The sequence below is a fragment of the Bacillus cereus group sp. MG1 genome, assembly GCF_040460035.1.
Lineage (GTDB): Bacteria > Bacillota > Bacilli > Bacillales > Bacillaceae_G > Bacillus_A > Bacillus_A cereus.
Map to the genome: position 1 here is coordinate 1,225,143 of NZ_JARVGY010000001.1, position 18,698 is coordinate 1,243,840.

Sequence of the window (18,698 nt, forward strand, 5' to 3'; positions counted from 1 at the left end):
TAAAAAAAATCCTCCTATGTTAGGAGGATTTTTAATTTCTCAACATATACCAAACAATAACTTCTACCACTACAAGCAAAACCGCACCAAAGATCATTAACGTCGTCTTCTTTAATAGTTCATTTTCACGGTAAGGGATATTACATAAGTAAGCACCTAGTGTAATCCGTGATGGACAAGCAATTGTCGCTACTGATGATGCGGTGTTTTGAAGTGTTGTGACATATTGCCACGGGAGTGCTACGTTTTGTGCGGTTTGCATTTGTAGTTTTATAAACATTGCATTTGATCCTGCGTTACTACCTGTTAAAAATCCACCAATAGCGCCAATAAACGGAGCAACGAAAACGAAAAAGGTTCCAAATGTTTCACCAGCTGTCTTTGCGAGTAATGAATGCATGCCAGATGCACCCATTAGTTCTGAAATGGCGATAAACATTGTCGTCGTAATAGCAAATGGAATCCATTGTTTAATCGTTTGTGAGAGTGATTGTTTAATAATATTAGACGGGATGCGGAAGAAAATAATAGTAAATAAGCAAGTCATACCGAGCCAAAATCCTGGTGAATATAGTAACTCTAGTTTGTAAGAGTATGATTTCAAATCAAGAACCGCATATGATCTGAACAAATCATGTAATGCTGGAACGAGGCGAGAAAGTAAAATACAAACTGTTAGAAATATATAAGGGCTAATAATTTTTATAATGGATACTTCTCTCTCCGTTGCAGCCGCATGTTCTGTTATAAGATTTTGCCCACTTTTTCCTTTTAATTTAATGATAAAAAAGCCAAAGGTAATCGTAACGATAGAACTTAATATCCCGGCTAGTTCAACACTTACGTACGCATTAGAAAGATAGATTCCGAGAGAAAATAATAGAAAGAACCCTACTCCTTCTTTCCACTTTTCTATAACCGCTTGCCAGCCGCCAACAACGTGTAAAGAAAGAATAACGAAGTAAGCAAACATCGGAATACTTAATAGCGCTGTATTTGTGCCAAATGTTGTAAGAGGCATATTTATTAGCTGCGAACCGATAATCGTACCAGTTGCCATTGCGCCCCATGAACTAGCTAGTAAGCCGATGAATGAGAGTAGTACAGCTTGAAATGGTTTATATCCTAGTGAAAGAAAAATAGGTGCTGCAACCATGAAGCCAATACCGAATCCACTTACTGATTCAATAAGCGGGCAAATGCCAAAACACATAAGCAGCATTTGTAATAAGCGATCCTGAGTAACTGCTTCTAGAAAACGTGCTACTTGATCGATGTACCCCATTTTGTTCATGAGGTGAAATAAAAAAATACCGAAAAATAAAACGTACCCGACAATAAAACAAATTAACCATCCTTTAATCGTTGCGTGCACAGTTTCACTTATCCCTAATTGAAACATTGGCGAGAGTAAAACGATTCCAACAGACACAGCATAAGAAATTAACGAGGACCTTAATGACGTTTGTTTAAATAAAAATAAACAAATGAAAATCATCATAATTGGGATAAGTGCCAACAATATGGCCATGTTATCATCTCATTTCGTTTAAAATACAATTTTTAACTATTATATAACAGATACTATAATTTTCAATTGTTTTTACAACAGATTCAAAAAAGGAACCAAACGGCTCCTTTTCATTCACTCCCATTTTCTATTATCCTGAAAAACGGTCTGCTTTCCGACTATTTCTTTCAACACAACAAACACAATGTAAGTACATATTGCTTGCAATATAATATTCCAAAATTTCATTAATGTAAATGAATGAATCCGTAGAAATAATTCGTTTAATAATACAATCGAAACGATACTAAATAATTCTATACTAATCGAAAATAGACATATTTCTAAAATAGACTGTTCTTGAATGCGATTTAAGTTGGAAAAGATGAATACATACCCTAAAAATAGAGCCATTAACTCTATTTTCGTCATGCTAATGAGCCAAGCGTATAGCGGTACAGTTAAAAATAGATATAGTAGTTTACGTCTTAGCATGCCTTCTCACCCTCTAAATTATATGTATTTTCTGTATATTTTAACATTTATTACGCAAAACAAAAAGAAGAGACTACGCCTCTTCTTTTTGTTTTGTTGCATATATTAATTCACATATTTCTTCTTGCTTTTCATTTTCTAAAAGCTCAATGATCTTACTTCCAACGACAACTCCGTCGCATATTGTAACCATTTCTTCTACATGTTCTTTTGTTGAGATGCCAAATCCAGCGACTACTGGTAAGTTGACGTGTGATTTTACTTTTTCTAAGTAACTATGAATCTCCTCTTTAAAGTTTTGACGTACTCCCGTTACGCCCGCTACTGTAACAGCATAAACGAACCCTTCTGATTCACTCGTAATTTTTTCAATTCTTTCAATAGGACTCGTTACGGTAACGAGTGGAATGAGCGCAATGTTTGCCTCTCGAAGTAACGACGCAATAATATTTTGTTCTTCATACGGTAAGTCTGGAACGATGATGCCGTCTACACCTGCTTCTATACAGTTTTCGATGAATCGTTCTTTTCCGAATGCAAGTACTGGATTTAAATATGTCATGAGTACAAACGGAATTTGCACTTCTTTCCTTACCTCTATTAATGCTTGAAAAATACCTTTTACTGTTACACCGCTATCTAGCGCTCGTTTCCCTGCTCTTTGAATCGTTGGACCGTCTGCGACTGGATCCGAAAAAGGAATGCCGATTTCAACGATGCTCGCTCCTGCTTCATCTAAAAAACGAATTCTTTCTTTTAATTTTTCAAAGCCACCATCTCCGCCCATTACGTACGGAATAAATGCTTTCTTACCATTTTCAAACGCTGCTTTAATTTTTTCTACTCCCATTTTTTACACCTCTTCCATATAACGTTTTATACTCTCTACATCTTTATCCACGCGGCCTGATAAACAAATAACAAGTCCTTCGTCTTTCTTCATTTGCGGCGCTAATTTTAAAGCGTATGCGACAGCATGTGAGCTTTCTAAAGCCGGAATAATCCCTTCTTTTTTCGTTAATAATTGAAATGCTTCTAACGCTTCATCATCTGTAATCGAATGATAAGAAACACGGCCAATATCTTTTAGTAAGCTATGTTCTGGCCCAACACCCGGGTAATCGAGCCCTGCTGAAATAGAATGAGCTTCTTGAATTTGTCCTTCTTCATTTTGCAGAAGGTACATCATCGATCCGTGTAAAACCCCAACGCTTCCTTTCGTTAAAGTAGCTGCGTGCTGTTCTGTATGAACGCCTTTCCCTGCTGCTTCTACGCCGTAAAGAGCAACTTCTTCATCGTGTACGAATGGATAAAACATACCCATCGCATTACTACCACCGCCAATACAAGCAACGACTGCTTCTGGTAACTTTCCTTCTAACTCCTCATATTGTTTTTTCGTTTCATTTCCAATTACACTTTGGAAATCACGGACAATTTGCGGGAATGGATGTGGTCCGAGAACAGATCCCATAATGTAGTGCGTATCGTGCACGTGTGCAACCCAGTAACGAAGCGCCTCATTTACCGCATCTTTTAATGTGCCGCTACCTGCCGCTACACTTTCTACTTTCGCTCCGAGTAATTCCATTCGGAACACATTTAATTTTTGACGTCTCACATCTTCTTCTCCCATAAAGATGACACATTCTAATCCGAGTAGGGCACATACAGTAGCGGTTGCCACTCCGTGTTGTCCAGCCCCTGTTTCAGCGACAACTTTTTTCTTGCCCATTCGTACTGCAAGTAGTGCCTGACCGATTGTATTGTTAATTTTATGAGCTCCTGTATGGTTCAAATCTTCACGTTTTAAATAAATCTTTGCACCACCGCAATACTTCGTCATATTTTCAGCGAAATAAAGCGGTGTTTCTCTTCCAACGTACGTTTTTAAATAATGATTTAATTCCTTTTGAAACGCTTCATCTTGCATCGCTTCTTTATATGCTTCTTCTAGTTCTAATACAGATTGCATTAACGTTTCTGGAACGTATCGTCCTCCATATATACCGTAGTGACCTTTTTCATCTGGATATGCGTAATTCATTTGGAACACTCCTTCGCTTGTTTAATAAATTGTTTTATTTTCTTTAGATCTTTCTTTCCTTCTGTCTCTACTCCGCTACTTACATCGACCATGTATGGCTGAATAGTTCGAATCGCTTCTTCTATATTAAGAGCGTTTAATCCACCAGCTAATATCGTTTTCTCTCGCAACTCTTCTGGCATATGCACAAGTAGTTCCCATGAAAATGTCTTCCCATTTCCTCCGTGAAACTTTTCTTTCGGGCTATCAAACAATATATAATCCGTTTCATATGTTTGAGCATTTTTCATATCACTTTCTGAAGTTACTCCTAGTGATTTTATAGACGGAATATTCAATCTTCTAATTTGATAATTATCTTCATCTCCATGTAGTTGTACATGTGTTAACCCGCACTCATCTGCAATTTTCTGGATCACTTCTACTGATTCATTTACGAAAACACCGATTTTTAACACGTTGGCTGGAAGCTCCTGAATGATTTCTTCCGCTCTCTTTGGAGTGATTTTCCGCTTACTTTCTGCAAAAACAAATCCGAGTGCATCTGCGCCGTATTCGCAAGCACGTTTTGCTGTTTCCATATCAGTGATGCCGCAAATTTTCACTTTCATATATTCACCTTACAGTCTTCAAAAAAGTTACTAATAGAAGATGATGTCATAAGTGCCTCTCCAATTAATACACCTTTTGCTCCTGCTTTTTTAACACGAATAATATCCTCTTTTGAATGAATCCCGCTTTCACTAATCCAAAGTAATTTCTCCTCATTCAATCTTTTTCCAAGCTTTTCAGTTTGGCTTAAATCTACTTCGAACGTTTTTAAATTACGGTTATTAATACCAATAACGTGCGGATTTAATACAATCGCAGTTTCTAATTCCTGTTCATTATGAACTTCAACAATCGCTTCCAATCCTTTTTCTAACACGTAGCTATACAACTCTTTTAACTTCTCTTTCGTTAACGCTGCTACGATTAGTAAAATAATATCTGCTCCCGCTTCATACGCTCTATCGATTTGAATCTTATCGATTATGAAATCTTTACATAAAAGCGGAATGTTACTTTCTTCTCTTGCTGTTTGTAAATCGTGAAACGATCCTTTAAAAAATTGACCATCTGTTAAAACAGATACTGCTCCTGCACCACATTTCTCATATGTTCCCACTTGTTTTCGTACGTCAACGTGTAAATTGATATCTCCTTTTGATGGTGATGCTCGCTTTACTTCTGCAATGACAGTAAACTGCTGTAACGCTTCTACAAGTGAATGTGTCTTTCTTTTTGTTTTTACTGGTGTATATATTTCATATAACTCCGCAACTTCCTTTTTCTTCTGTTCTACAATTTTATCTAAAATCGTCCCCACTTTAGTTCACCCTTTCTAATTTTTCGTTGCTTGCTACAATTAATAAGTTTAATTTGGCTAATGCTTTTCCAGAGTCAATGCTATGTGCCGCGAGTTTAATTCCTTCTTCAATCGTTTCCGTTTTTCCATTTGCGAAAAGAGCTAGACCTGCATTTAATAAAACTGTATCACGATAAACACTCTTTTCTCCGCTCAATACTTCAAGCGTAATCTTTGCATTTTCTTTTGAATTCCCCCCTCTAATTTCTTCATTTTTCACTCTTGAAAAACCATACTTTTCTGGATTAATACTCTTTTCTACTATTTCATTATCTTTTAAAAGGACTACGTGATTTTCCCCTTGTAATGACGCTTCATCTAAAAAACCACTTCCATTTACGACAAGCGCTTGTTTCCGGCCTAACTTTTGTAATACTTGTGCAACTGGTAATAACATATCTCGTTTATAAATACCGACAAATTGTGTTTCTAAATTCACTGGATTTGTTAAAGGGCCAATTAAGTTAAAGATCGTCGGCACGTTTAACTCTTTTCTTATTTTCATAATGCGCCTTAGTGCTGGATGCATCGCTGGTGCAAATAAAAATGCAATACCTACATGCTCTAGTAAATAATCAATTTCGTTTGGCGTACTACTAATATTTACACCTAGTTCTTCTAATAAGTCTGCACTTCCTGTTTTACTAGAAACAGCACGATTACCATGTTTTGCAACCTTTACACCTGCTCCTGCCAGTACGAATGCTGATGTTGTGCTAATATTAAACGTTTGAGCATCACCACCACCCGTCCCGCAATTGTCCATTGCTCCTTGTATATGGTTCGAAAACGGCAATGCCTTTTCGCGAAGAGCTCGAACGAGACCGTATATTTCTTCTGCAGTTTCACCTTTCGCTTTCAGTAAGACTAAGAAAGCTGCAATTTCACTTTCTAATATGTTTTCACTTAATAAAAGTAGTCCTGCTTTATACATTTCCTCTTCTGTTAAATGTTGACCCTCCACTAATTTACGAAGATAGTTGTTCATACTCTTTCCTCCTCTTTTACTTCTGTTAAAAAGGCACGGATTAACTTTCCGCCTTCTTCTGTTGCGATTGATTCCGGATGAAACTGTAATCCGAAGAGCGGATAATAATTGTGACGGACTGCCATTATTTCTCCGTCGTCCATCGCTGTCGCTAATATGTCAAAGCACTTTGGCAAGCTCGTTTGCTCTGCAACAAGGGAATGATAGCGCATCGCCGTTAGGGGCTGTGTAACATATGAAAAGATTGACGTTCCGTTATGTTTCACACGCGATGTTTTTCCGTGTTTAATACGCTCTGCTCTAACAATGTCTCCTCCAAATGCAGATATGATCGCTTGGTGGCCAAGACAAATCCCTAATATGGGAACGTTCTTATAAAAATGACGGATGACGTCGATACAAATGCCAGCATCCTCTGGTTTTCCTGGTCCTGGTGAAAGTACAATTCCTCTTGGATTCATCTCTTCTAACTGTTCTATCGTTATTTCATCATTTCTTACAACTACAATTTCTTCTTCATGTTCGCCTAACAGTTGATACAAGTTATATGTGAACGAATCGTAATTATCAATAAGTACAATCATTTCATTACCTCCAAAAGCGCTCTCGCTTTATTTAATGTTTCTTCATATTCAGCTACTGGATCTGAATCGTAAACGACTCCTGCTCCTGCCTGAACGTATGCTTTTTCATCCTTTACGACCATCGTTCGAATGGCGAGCGCCATATCAAGATTTCCTGAAAAACTAACGTATCCAACTGCACCAGCGTATACATTTCTTTTTTCATTCTCTAGTTCATTTATAATTTCCATCGCTCTAATTTTCGGAGCTCCAGAAACCGTCCCTGCTGGTAAGCAATACGCTAACGCATCAAATCCGCCCATTTGTTTTCGCAATGTTCCGTAAACTTCAGATACAATGTGCATAACGTGAGAGTATTTTTCTACTTTCATATATTTATCTATCGTAACCGAACCGATTTCGCTCACTCTACCAATATCGTTTCGCCCAAGATCTACAAGCATCATATGCTCTGCTCGCTCTTTCTCATTGCCTAACAGTTCTTTTGCGATTTCCTCATCTTCCCTCTTCGTTTTCCCCCTCGGCCTTGTACCAGCAATTGGATTCGTCATCACTTTATCCTCCCTTACTGATAGTAAACTTTCCGGCGAAGAACCGAGTACAACATAATCTTGAAAATCGATATAGAACATATATGGTGATGGATTTGCAATTCGAAGTTTTCGGTATAACCCGAATGGATCCCCAATACATTCACTTTGTAAACGCTGTGATAATACGACTTGGAATATGTCTCCTGCTCTTATATATTCTTTCGCAATTTCTACCATCTCACAAAACTCTTTTTCCGTTATAGAAGAAGTAAATGATAATGTGGATTGTATTGCATTTACTTCAGCTTCTTCTCCTTGTAGCACTTCCTCTTTGTATACTCGCAGCCTTTCGTATACTTCTTCATAATCTGCTGAATCATCTTGCTTGCATACATATACAAACGACAACTTTTGGCGTAAATGATCGTAAACGATAAACTCACGATATAGTAAAAGGTGTACTTCTGGAATATTTAATGGGTCGTGTAAATCCGCTCCAATGTTTTCATACTGCCGAATGACATCATACCCAATATAACCAACTGCTCCTCCGCAAAATGGAAATGGACTGTCTACTTGTGATGGTGCAATTACTTCTTCTAACACTTGTAGTACGTTACCTTGTAACTTTTCTGCGCGGCCGTAAATCGTTCGTTCCACTCCCGTACCAACGCTTTTCACTTCTCCATAAGGATTACATCCCAAGTAAGAATAACGCCCTTTATCTTGATGAAGCTGTGAACTTTCTAATAAGAATTTCTTCTTCCCTTTCATACGTCTATATAAAGAAATTGGCGTAATGCTATCTCCTTCTTCTTCAGTGATTACTAAAAATGTCTTTCTCTCTCTTTTTTGTTTTATAAATTCTTCTTTCGTCATCATGTCCTTCACCTCGCTCTGAAAAATAAAAAAGTCCTCTACATATCGAAAATATGTAGAGGACGATAAATATACCGCGGTACCACCTCGTGTTGGATGCAAAAGCATCCCGCTTTGTTCAGGTACAAAATTTATACCTTATCCTTGTAACGGCGGAACCCGGGTTGCCTACTGAAAATAATTGTTCAGCATACCTCTCGTAAGCCCATTCCGTATACGGCACCGTACCGGGCTCCCACCTATTCCCGGCTCTCTGTAACGTCTCCAATATACGTACTCTTCTTACTTAAACGATTTCATTTATTTAATTTTTTATACACAAAAAGGGAGTACTCATCCTATAGAAAGGACGGGTACTCCCGTGGTGCCACCTTAATTCGTTACAAATGTAACGCACTTTACCGTATCAAAAACAATACGTGTCTCTTGTATCGATGAGATCATGTCGCCAAAGCCTACTTCTTTCGTTTCGGTTTGGAAGCTCCGAAGCCCATTCCACATCAATTCCATACTGATTCGCACCAACCATCAGCTCTCTGACATGTTCATCATGTGTACTCTTCTTCATCAACGCTTGCATTTTTTTAAGTTGCACTCATTATAGACCTGACTTTTTTCACAAGTCAATACTTTTTCAAAAATTTTATTTTTCTTTCCTTTCAATATTATATTGACAAAACAACCTCTTTTTATGTAAATATAATAAATACTCTATTAAAAATAAGGTTTTTTGTATGAATATTATATATTAAAAAAGTAAAATGACATCAAAAAACGCTTACATTTCTGAAAATTCGTATTTCTATATGGATTTTTCAGAATAATCATGATAGATTATAAAGTGAAACTTTAATCAGTAGGGGTTTGTTCATCCCACTGATTATTAGTTAAATCAATCGGGCATTTACGGGCAGTTGCTCTCCCACCTAACTTCCTTGCCCAGCCAATTTTAAGGTGGGAATTTTACTGCCCGTTTATGCGGGATAAATATGCATAACGCATCAAAAGACATGACAAAAGGAAGGGGAACTTCATGAGTACGCAGATGTTAACTTTAACTTCAATCTCTATTTACATGCTCGGGATGTTAGTAATCGGCTATTTCGCCTATAAACGAACGTCCAACTTAACAGATTATATGCTTGGCGGGCGTACACTAGGCCCCGCAGTAACGGCATTAAGTGCTGGAGCATCCGATATGAGTGGTTGGCTTTTAATGGGATTACCAGGTGCAATGTTTAGCGTTGGATTAAGTAGTAGTTGGATTGCGATCGGCCTAACACTAGGCGCATACGCAAACTGGCTTTATGTTGCTCCTCGCTTACGTACCTACTCAGAAATTGCAAATAACTCTATTACTATTCCAGAATTTTTGGAACACCGTTTCCACGACAAATCTCATATGCTACGTTTAGTATCTGGACTTGTTATTATGATTTTCTTTACTTTCTATGTAGCTTCAGGATTAGTTTCAGGCGCTGTATTATTTGAAAATTCATTTGGTATGAACTACCACGTTGGATTATTCATTGTTGCAGGCGTTGTTGTAGCTTACACATTATTTGGTGGGTTCTTAGCAGTAAGTTGGACAGACTTCGTGCAAGGAATCATTATGGTAGTCGCTCTTATTCTTGTTCCTATCGTAACAATTATGAATTCGAACGGACTTGGACCTGCATTTGATACAATTCGATCTGTAGATCCAACACGTCTAGATATTTTTAAAGGTGCCTCTACTTTAGGAATGATTTCTCTATTCGCATGGGGCCTTGGTTATGTCGGACAACCTCATATTATCGTACGCTTTATGGCAATTTCTTCTGTAAAAGAACTTAAAAGTGCACGAAGAATTGGTATGAGCTGGATGATTTTCTCTGTTGTTGGAGCTATGTTTACTGGTCTTATTGGTATTGCTTACTATTCACAACAAGAGTTGACATTATCTAATCCAGAGACAATTTTCCTTGAACTTGGGAAAATTTTATTCCATCCACTTATTACTGGATTTTTATTAGCAGCCATTCTAGCAGCGATTATGAGTACAATTTCATCACAGCTACTCGTTACTTCTAGTGCTGTAACTGAAGATTTATATCGTACATTCTTCAAACGTTCTGCATCTGATAAAGAACTTGTATTTGTCGGTCGTATGGCTGTACTTGTTATTGCATTAGTTGGGTGCGCATTAGCGTTTAAACAAAATGATACGATTTTAGCTCTTGTTGGATACGCTTGGGCTGGATTTGGTTCTTCATTCGGACCTGCTATTTTATTAAGCTTATATTGGAAACGTATGACGAAGTGGGGCGCACTTGCCGGTATGATTTCTGGTGCCGTTACTGTTATTATATGGACTCAATTCAAATTCTTAAAAGATTTCTTATATGAAATGATTCCAGGTTTCGCTATTAGTTTACTAGCCATCGTAATTGTTAGTTTACTAACACAACCTTCAAAAGAAGTTAAAGAGCAATTTGAGGATTTCGAAAAACAACATCGTCATAATTTATAAAAAAATCTCTGCTGTTATCATAACAGCAGAGATTTTTTACAGTTCGACAATCTTTTTATCAAATTTAACAAATTCTTTATGTTTCGTTAAATTTAACATAACACTACTCCTTTATAGTATGAGTATCAGCACTTATACAGAAAGGGGACTCCAACATGTTAGCAGCTTTCCAGCAACAACAAACACGAAAATTTTCACCTATCACAAATACTTCTGCGTCTTGTTTAAACATGCAACCTAACCCGCCTAAAATTTCAATTGCTCCTTCTGTTATTTCAGTCATCGGTGTTCATATGGAAAAACATAAATTAAAAATAAAAACGGGACAAAACATTGTGTTATCAGCTTCCATTTTACCAATACAAGCAACGAATAAAGAGCTTATTTGGTCAAATATGAATTCTGATATCATCACCATATATCCAAAAGGTGACACCGTGACGATTACTGGAAAAAGTGCAGGTAAAGCAGTCGTAATTGTCACAACTGCTGAAGGCAAATTTCGTGACCTATGTGTCATTCATGTACAACCTTATATGACAAATCCAAAGTAAAAGAGTGGCTTCGTAGCCACTCTTTTACTTGATTTCAATATTTGAGTTTTTACTTTTTACAAGGTTAATAAAAAATTGGATATAACCATACATTTTTTTTGATGGAAACTCTACTAAACTTTCCCCGTCTTGATTTAAGTCAATGAATCTCCTCCTCTTCCCTATTACAATGAAAACAATATTAGAAAAGGAGGACATATTATGACTGAACGAAAGTACGCCTTATTTGCTAGCACATCTCTTCTTGTTATGGCATTCATTGCATTTTTCTCTTACGGTTTTGTTCATGGAAACCTCGTTATACAAGGAGATGCGAGTACAACATTCCATAATATCCAAACTTCAAATTCACTTTTCAAAGCGGAAGTTTTTGGGTGGATTATCATTTTTATCACTGATATTGTCGCTGCGTGGGCTCTTTATTTCTTTCTAAAACCAATTCATACTAGCCTCTCATTACTAGCCGCTTTGCTTCGTCTTATGTATACAGCTATACTTGGGATTGCTATATTCAATCTAATATTGGCATTATTGCTTTCAAAAAATACAATTGCAAATCCAGAAACATATACAATGTTGTTTCTCAGTGCATTCGAATACATTTGGTCTGTAGGATTGATCATTTTTGGATTGCATCTTTTCGTTTTAGGCTATGTAGCTTTTCTCTCTAAACAGATACCAAAGTTTATTAGTATACTGCTGTTCATTGCTGCTACCGGTTATATGCTAATTCACGTCATGAATACAATGTTTACACAATACGATACAATGATTTCACTCATACAATCACTATTCCAATTACCTATGATTGCAGGTGAATTAGGACTTGCGATATGGCTACTATTGAAAGGTGGTAAACACTCTAATTAAGCCGTTTCTTAATTCTACTTAATGATTCTGGTGTCATGCCAAGATAGCTTGCTAGCTGATATTGTGGAACACGATGAATTAAATACGGGCGTTTTCGTAACAATGTTTTATATCGCTCTTCTGGTGTCGATGAGATAAATACAGCAAGTTCATCTTGTACTTCACCGAAATTGTACTCGATCATTTTACGCGTCATTTCTTCTAATTGTGAATACTTATTATACATGTCCTTTTCACTATGTAGATCACCAACAACTACAGTACAATCTTCTAAACACGTTAACGTATATGATGAAGATTTATCTTGTTTATGATGGTTGAAATTCGAAATTGCCTGCTCTTCTGTATAAAAATTTGATGTAACTTCTTTCCCTGCTTCATCTATACTATGTTGCCTAACGCATCCTTTTAATACAAAATAACATTTTAACGGAACATTTCCTTGTCTTAGGAGCACTGTTCCTTTTTTATATTCTTCAATTTGTAATTCACTGAGAATCATTTGCTGCTCTTCTTCACTTAGTGTTGTAAATCTATTCATATACTTCTTTAATATCTCTTCCATTTTCTTCCCCCTTCTACGCCCGTATTTCTATAAAACAAAAAGAGAAGTATCACAACTTCTCTTTTCTCCCCTAACACTATAATTCCTGTGTATACACTGGCTCATTTACGACATTTTTTGCTGTTCGCTTTTGTTGCTGCAGTAAGAAAACAGATACACCAAACAATACGAGCATGCTACCGATCATTTGCATTGCATTTAATTTTTCTCCAAGTAAGAAGAACGCAAGTATAGATGCTCCAACAGGTTCTCCTAAAATACTCATTGAAATTGTCGTTGCATTTACATAATTTAATAGCCAGTTATTAATTACATGTGACACTGTCGGCACAACCGCAAGTAAAAGAAAAACAGTCCAATCCCACTTCGTATAACCTGTAAAGGGTACTTGTAATATAACATTATAAATCCCCATAAAAAGACCTGCGAACGCAAAGACTGTAAAGCTATAAATCCAGTGCGATACTTTCTTCACTGTCGTTTGCCCGATAAATAAATAACCGACAACCGCTATTACACTTAGAAAGGATAATATGTCACCATAAATTGCTTGCTTACTTAAACCTAAATCTCCCCAACCAATGCACATTACTCCTAAAATAGCGATTCCCATCGTTGCAATGGCTGAATATGTTGTTCTTTCTTTAAATAGAAAAAAACCTCCAACTAAAGATACGATTGGTTGAAGTGCCAAAATAATTGTTGAACTAGCAACTGTTGTATGCTTTAAAGATTCAAACCATAAAAGAAAATGAAGTGCTAAAAAGAAACCAGATCCAATTAAAAAGCCCCAATCTTTCATTTGAATCCTATTAAATTCCTCTCTTTTTTTCCATACGATAGGCAGCATAATAAGTACGATAATCCATAAGCGGTACATACTTAATATTGAAGATGGTGCTGAGGACATCTTTACAAAAACTGCTGCAAAGGAAATGGCAATTATAGAAATTGCTAATGGTAGTGCGATTGATTTTTCTTGTTTCAAATCCTGTCTCCCCTCTCACCTGTCAAAAATCCCACTTCATTATATCCGTTTTCTTTCGCAACTTAAATACTAATTTTTTAGATTCTTCGTATCATTATGGTAAAATAGAAATTAAGGCACCAATTAGTGAATATTTCTTTCCTTTTCACTACAAGCGTCGCTCTTACAATCGTTACAGTAAATTTTTATTTAGGGGGATCTACATGAGTCAAACAATAGGGAGAATTGAAGAAATTTCATTTTATAGCGCATCACTTCAAGAAGATGTTACACTTCTCGTTTATTTACCAGTAAATTACACACCACTGCACAAACATACAGTTGTAATTGCACAAGATGGTAGAGATTATTTTCAGCTTGGTAAAGCGCACCGTGTAATTGAGCGCCTTCGTGAAACCGAAGAAATTGACCGTACAATTATTGTCGGTATTCCATATAAAAATGTACATGATCGTAAAGAAAAATATTTCCCAAATGAAGTAAAAAATGCTGCATATATTCGTTTCCTTGCTCATGAACTTGCACCATATATTGATGAAAATTATCCAACGTACCAAATGGGAAAAGGTCGTGTTTTAATTGGTGATTCTCTTGGCGGAACAGTTTCCTTTATGACTGCACTTATGTATCCGCATACATTCGGTAAAGTCGTTATGCAATCACCATTTGTGGATGAGACAGTGATGAACTTAGCAAAAGAATTCAAAGATCCACAGGCGTTAGAACTGTATCACGTCATCGGTACAGAAGAAACGGCTGTAAAGCGTACTGATGGACAAGTATCTGATTTCGTAGGGCCGAACCGTGAGTTAAATACACTTCTTACAGATAGAAACTTCATCACGCATTATGAGGAATTTGAAGGCAATCATACTTGGAAATATTGGCAGACTGATTTACCGAAAGCCTTCTCTCATATTCTATCAATGAAATAATAGAGAGCAGTATTCAGAATAATTTGATATAATAGATAAAGAGATTTATTTATCTCAAAATCTAACTAGACTTACAAAGGGAGGAATTGGAACATGAAATTAGGCATTGTAATTTTTCCATCTAAAATGATTCAAGATAAAGCGAACGGATTGCGTAAACGTTATGACCCGCACTACGCATTAGTTCCGCCACATATTACATTGAAAACACCCTTTGAGGCGCAAGATGAACAATTAGAGTCGATTGTAAACGAGTTACATACAATCGCAAGTAAAACGAACCCTTTCACCCTTCATGTTGGGAAAGTTGGTTCATTCGCACCTGTTAATAACGTCCTTTACTTTAAAGTAGAAAAAACACCTGAACTTACTTTCTTAAATGAAGAAATGCATAGCGGGTTATTCACGCAAGAACGCGAATATGCTTTCGTACCTCATTTAACAATCGGACAAGGCTTATCAGATGCAGAGCATGCTGATGTGTTGGGCCGATTACGTATGAAAGATTTCTATTACGAACAACCAATTGATCGTTTCCATCTTCTATATCAATTAGAAAATGGAACATGGACTGTACACGAAACATTCCGTCTTGGAAAGGGGAACAACTAATTTGCACGCACAGATTGTACAAACGGACGAACAACTAAGAGATGCATTCTCTGTACGTAAACAAGTGTTTGTAAATGAACAACGTGTCTCTGCTGAAGAAGAGTACGATGAGTTTGAAGAAATTTCAACACACGTTGTTATATATGACAATGATGTTCCAGTTGGTGCTGGACGTTTTCGCATCCTTGATGGTATAGGAAAAATGGAACGCATTTGCGTGCTAAATTCCCATCGCAAAAAAGGGATTGGAAAAATTGTTATGGATTCTCTTGAAGCGTATGCAAAAGAAAATTCGCTACCGAAATTGAAACTTCACGCTCAAACACATGCCGAAGATTTCTATAAAAAACTTGGATATGTAACAAGTTCTGATGTATTTATGGAAGCGAATATCCCGCACGTCGTAATGATAAAAGAATTGTAATTTGAAAGCAGGAGGTGATCCCTCCTGTTTTTTTACATTGCTATTTTCTTTTTCTTCCGCTAAAGTTAAATGTTGATGCTATAGTTTTGAAGGTGAACATATGACACAAGAAAAATTTTCACAAAAATCGTTAACACACGCTGATATTCCGCGTGCGACATATCATATTCCGAAAACATCTACCCATTTAATTATGGAAGAAGATGTAGATGCGGCTTATTTCCGCGCTCTTGAACAACAAAATGTTTTTTTAAACGAAAAACAATTAGAAGCCGTGCGCACAACAGAAGGTCCTGTTCTTACACTAGCTGGTGCCGGAAGCGGGAAAACATCTGTTTTAACAACTCGCGTTGGTTATTTAGTAAATGTAAAACAAGTTCATCCACGAAATATTTTATTACTTACATTTACACAAAAAGCAGCTGAAGAAATACGAAGTCGTGTTGCGAAGTTACCAGGTATGAATCATGCAGCAAGTAGCTACGTAGTTGCTGGTACATTCCACTCTGTTTTCTTAAAATTACTTCGTAGTCAAGGTTATAATCAGCAAATTTTAGCAAATGAAAAACATAAACAAATTATGATAAAGAAAATCTTAAAAGAATTGCGTTTAAAAGACGATTATGATGCTGAAACGATGCTCGCGATGATTTCACTTGAGAAAAACAAATTAAATCGTCCGAAAGATGTAAAAGCGAAAACACCAGTCGAACAAGAATTTAAAGAAGTATACGAACGTTTTGAAGAGGTAAAACAAAGATACAATTATATTGATTTCGATGACATCTTATTGGAAACATATTATATGTTAGAAAATAATGCTCCTTTACTAACTCAATTACAACAACGTTTTCACTATATTGAAGTAGATGAGTTTCAAGATACATCGTATGCACAATATGAAATCGTAAAATTGTTAGCCACGCCAAGAAATAATTTATTTATCGCAGGTGATGACGACCAGGCGATATACGGCTGGCGAGGAGCAAGTCACCAAATTATTTTATCTTTTCCAAAAGAATTTGATAACACAACAATCATTGCACTAAATACGAATTATCGATCCAATCCCTTTATCGTCGGGCTTGGAAATGAAGTTATAAAATTAAATCAAGAACGTTTTGATAAAGAGCTATACTCTGTTCGTGAGGAAGGTGTACAACCTTTTTATGCAAGACCTGCTACGACTCTTGATGAAGCAAATCAAATTTTGCAGCTTATTCAAGAAAAAGTAGAGAGTGGTGAACGTAACTTTAAAGATTTTTGTTTACTGTATCGCACACATTCTGTAAGTCGTTCGTTACTTGATCAGCTTACCATTCATAAAATCCCGTTTATTAAACACGGAGCGAGCCAATCATTTTATGAACATTCTTTAATTAAGCCTGTATTAGATCATTTAAGACTCGTGATTGAGCCGTTTCGACTAGAATCACTTTCAAACATATTGCCGACGATGTATATCGGACGTGATGATTGTATTTCATTTATTGAACGTGAACAATGGAAATATGGTGAGGGGCGCTTCCCTTCTCTTCTTCATTTCTTACTATTAAATCCAAGCTTAAAACCTTTTCAAGTGAAAAAGGTAAATGAGCGCATCGATTTTATTAAGTTTATTAAAGAATTAGAACCGAAAAAAGCATTAAAAGAAATCATTCATGGTAAAGGAAAATATTTAGAGTACTTACAAAATAACGATCGTTCTTCCTTTACAATGCATAAAGACATACAAGAAGAAATGTTGGAAGAATTAATGGAGTCTGCAACTCGTTTCACCGATATTCCAGCTTATTTACAATTTATCGACGAGGCGATTCAAGGTCAAAAAGAAATGGAAGCATTAAAAACAATGCCGCAAAAAGATGCCGTTTCACTTATGTCAATTCATAACGCAAAAGGCCTTGAATTTCCATGTGTCTTTTTACTTGGAGCGAGTGATGGAATCCTGCCTCATACTTCTTCTTTAAAAGATGCAAATGATCGTGTTACGGAAACTTCTGAAGCGTTAGAAGAAGAACGCCGATTACTTTATGTTGCCATTACACGTGCGAAAGAAGAACTTTACATTTCTTCTCCGCAATTTTTCAGAGGAAAGAAATTAGATATATCTCGTTTTTTATATACTGTGCGAAAAGATTTACCTGAAAAGACATCCACTAAATAAGGATGTCTTTTTTTATATCACGTTATGTACATCCCTCCTATATAAATTCCTTGTTTTTATCGTGAGAATTAACGTAATATCAGCCATATCCCACTCATATTGTAATAGTGTATGTCAGAACTCACGAGAAGGAGTGAACATAATGAGCTGCAATTGTAATGAAGATCATCAACATGAGTGTGATTTCAACTGTGTATCGAATGTTGTTCGTTTTATACATGAACTACAAGAATGTGCAACGACAACATGTGGATCTGGTTGCGAAGTTCCATTTTTAGGTGCACATAACAATGCATCAGTAGCGAATACACGTCCTTTTATTTTATACACAAAAACTGGAGAACCTTTTGAAGCATTTGCACCATCTTCAAGCCTTACTAGCTGCCGATCTCCTATTTTCCGCGTAGAAAGTATAGATGATGATGACTGTGCTGTATTGCGTGTATTAACTGTAGTTTTAGGTGATGGTACCGCTGTACCACCTGGTGACGACCCAATCTGTACGTTTTTAGCTGTACCAAATGCAAGACTAATATCAACCTCCACTTGCATTACTGTTGATTTAAGTTGCTTCTGCGCTATTCAATGCTTACGTGATGTTTCTATTTAAAACTAAATAATGAGTTA

The 18,698-nt window shown here is 36.5% G+C and carries 19 protein-coding genes and 2 other annotated features; of the genes, 8 read left to right on the plus strand and 11 right to left on the minus strand.

Translation table 11 applies throughout. The features are described from left to right. Positions 1 to 31 precede the first annotated feature (31 nt). The 9 genes from QCI79_RS06235 to trpE form a co-directional block, all read right to left on the minus strand. Positions 32 to 1,531, minus strand: a complete 1,500-nt coding sequence (locus QCI79_RS06235; protein ID WP_000996239.1) for an L-lactate permease — start codon at positions 1,529 to 1,531, stop codon at positions 32 to 34. A gap of 114 nt (positions 1,532 to 1,645) precedes the next feature. Continuing rightward, positions 1,646 to 2,005, minus strand: coding sequence for a DUF4029 domain-containing protein (locus QCI79_RS06240; RefSeq protein WP_000946131.1), 360 nt, complete (start codon positions 2,003 to 2,005; stop codon positions 1,646 to 1,648). A gap of 73 nt (positions 2,006 to 2,078) precedes the next feature. Beyond that, positions 2,079 to 2,855 (minus strand): tryptophan synthase subunit alpha, encoded by a 777-nt coding sequence (gene trpA, locus QCI79_RS06245; RefSeq protein ID WP_000537815.1) that lies wholly within the window; start codon positions 2,853 to 2,855, stop codon positions 2,079 to 2,081. Positions 2,856 to 2,858: 3 nt separating this feature from the next. Next, positions 2,859 to 4,052, minus strand: coding sequence for a tryptophan synthase subunit beta (trpB, locus tag QCI79_RS06250; protein ID WP_021727510.1), 1,194 nt, complete (start codon positions 4,050 to 4,052; stop codon positions 2,859 to 2,861). Then, positions 4,049 to 4,663, minus strand: a complete 615-nt coding sequence (locus QCI79_RS06255) for a phosphoribosylanthranilate isomerase (protein WP_000865122.1) — start codon at positions 4,661 to 4,663, stop codon at positions 4,049 to 4,051. Before QCI79_RS06255 ends, trpB begins: the two co-directional genes overlap by 4 nt. Further along, on the minus strand, positions 4,660 to 5,421 hold the full coding sequence (trpC, locus tag QCI79_RS06260) for an indole-3-glycerol phosphate synthase TrpC (protein ID WP_000536700.1): 762 nt from the start codon (positions 5,419 to 5,421) through the stop codon (positions 4,660 to 4,662). Before trpC ends, QCI79_RS06255 begins: the two co-directional genes overlap by 4 nt. A gap of 1 nt (position 5,422) precedes the next feature. Next, positions 5,423 to 6,448, minus strand: a complete 1,026-nt coding sequence (gene trpD / locus QCI79_RS06265) for an anthranilate phosphoribosyltransferase (protein WP_001067372.1) — start codon at positions 6,446 to 6,448, stop codon at positions 5,423 to 5,425. After that, on the minus strand, positions 6,445 to 7,032 hold the full coding sequence (locus QCI79_RS06270) for an aminodeoxychorismate/anthranilate synthase component II (protein ID WP_000636321.1): 588 nt from the start codon (positions 7,030 to 7,032) through the stop codon (positions 6,445 to 6,447). The genes trpD and QCI79_RS06270 overlap by 4 nt, the downstream gene beginning before the upstream one ends. After that, positions 7,029 to 8,447 carry an anthranilate synthase component I gene (gene trpE, locus QCI79_RS06275; protein WP_002100838.1) on the minus strand — a complete coding sequence of 473 codons (1,419 nt, stop codon included), beginning with the start codon at positions 8,445 to 8,447 and terminating at the stop codon, positions 7,029 to 7,031. The genes QCI79_RS06270 and trpE overlap by 4 nt, the downstream gene beginning before the upstream one ends. A 52-nt stretch (positions 8,448 to 8,499) precedes the next feature. Further along, positions 8,500 to 8,744, minus strand: a binding site (T-box leader). Positions 8,745 to 8,786: 42 nt separating this feature from the next. After that, positions 8,787 to 9,024: a binding site (T-box leader), on the minus strand. Positions 9,025 to 9,477: 453 nt separating this feature from the next. Here trpE and putP point away from each other — a divergent pair. From putP to QCI79_RS06290, 3 genes are all read left to right on the plus strand, one after another. After that, entirely contained in the window at positions 9,478 to 10,956 is a 1,479-nt protein-coding gene (gene putP, locus QCI79_RS06280; protein WP_000107212.1) for a sodium/proline symporter PutP, read from the plus strand. A 155-nt stretch (positions 10,957 to 11,111) separates the two neighbouring features. Then, positions 11,112 to 11,510 (plus strand): Ig-like domain-containing protein, encoded by a 399-nt coding sequence (locus tag QCI79_RS06285; protein ID WP_000878734.1) that lies wholly within the window; start codon positions 11,112 to 11,114, stop codon positions 11,508 to 11,510. Between the two features lie 201 nt (positions 11,511 to 11,711). Further along, the gene (locus QCI79_RS06290) at positions 11,712 to 12,380 is read left to right on the plus strand and encodes a DUF4386 domain-containing protein (RefSeq protein ID WP_000140099.1); all 669 of its coding nucleotides are present in this window, start codon (positions 11,712 to 11,714) and stop codon (positions 12,378 to 12,380) included. Here QCI79_RS06290 and QCI79_RS06295 read toward each other — a convergent pair. Both QCI79_RS06295 and QCI79_RS06300 read right to left on the minus strand, forming a co-directional pair. Next, positions 12,373 to 12,945, minus strand: coding sequence for a Crp/Fnr family transcriptional regulator (locus tag QCI79_RS06295; protein WP_000391242.1), 573 nt, complete (start codon positions 12,943 to 12,945; stop codon positions 12,373 to 12,375). The two genes, QCI79_RS06290 and QCI79_RS06295, sit on opposite strands and share 8 nt — an antisense overlap. 76 nt (positions 12,946 to 13,021) lie before the next feature. Then, positions 13,022 to 13,933 (minus strand): DMT family transporter, encoded by a 912-nt coding sequence (locus QCI79_RS06300; RefSeq protein ID WP_000806940.1) that lies wholly within the window; start codon positions 13,931 to 13,933, stop codon positions 13,022 to 13,024. Between the two features lie 203 nt (positions 13,934 to 14,136). Here QCI79_RS06300 and QCI79_RS06305 point away from each other — a divergent pair, with 203 nt between their 5' ends. The 5 genes from QCI79_RS06305 to cotY all read left to right on the plus strand — a co-directional run bounded on the left by QCI79_RS06305 (position 14,137) and on the right by cotY (position 18,681). After that, a complete protein-coding gene (locus QCI79_RS06305) occupies positions 14,137 to 14,868 on the plus strand; it encodes an alpha/beta hydrolase (protein WP_000084013.1) in 732 nt (243 codons plus the stop codon). 93 nt (positions 14,869 to 14,961) lie between these two features. Continuing rightward, positions 14,962 to 15,480: a YjcG family protein gene (locus QCI79_RS06310; protein ID WP_000765863.1), complete on the plus strand. Its 519-nt coding sequence runs from the start codon at positions 14,962 to 14,964 to the stop codon at positions 15,478 to 15,480. Position 15,481: 1 nt separating this feature from the next. Continuing rightward, the gene (locus tag QCI79_RS06315) at positions 15,482 to 15,904 is read left to right on the plus strand and encodes a GNAT family N-acetyltransferase (RefSeq protein ID WP_000543288.1); all 423 of its coding nucleotides are present in this window, start codon (positions 15,482 to 15,484) and stop codon (positions 15,902 to 15,904) included. Positions 15,905 to 16,004: 100 nt separating this feature from the next. Further along, on the plus strand, positions 16,005 to 18,071 hold the full coding sequence (locus QCI79_RS06320) for an ATP-dependent helicase (RefSeq protein ID WP_000191202.1): 2,067 nt from the start codon (positions 16,005 to 16,007) through the stop codon (positions 18,069 to 18,071). 142 nt (positions 18,072 to 18,213) lie between these two features. Further along, entirely contained in the window at positions 18,214 to 18,681 is a 468-nt protein-coding gene (gene cotY / locus QCI79_RS06325; RefSeq protein WP_001277719.1) for a spore coat protein CotY, read from the plus strand. The last annotated feature ends 17 nt before the right edge of the window (positions 18,682 to 18,698 follow it).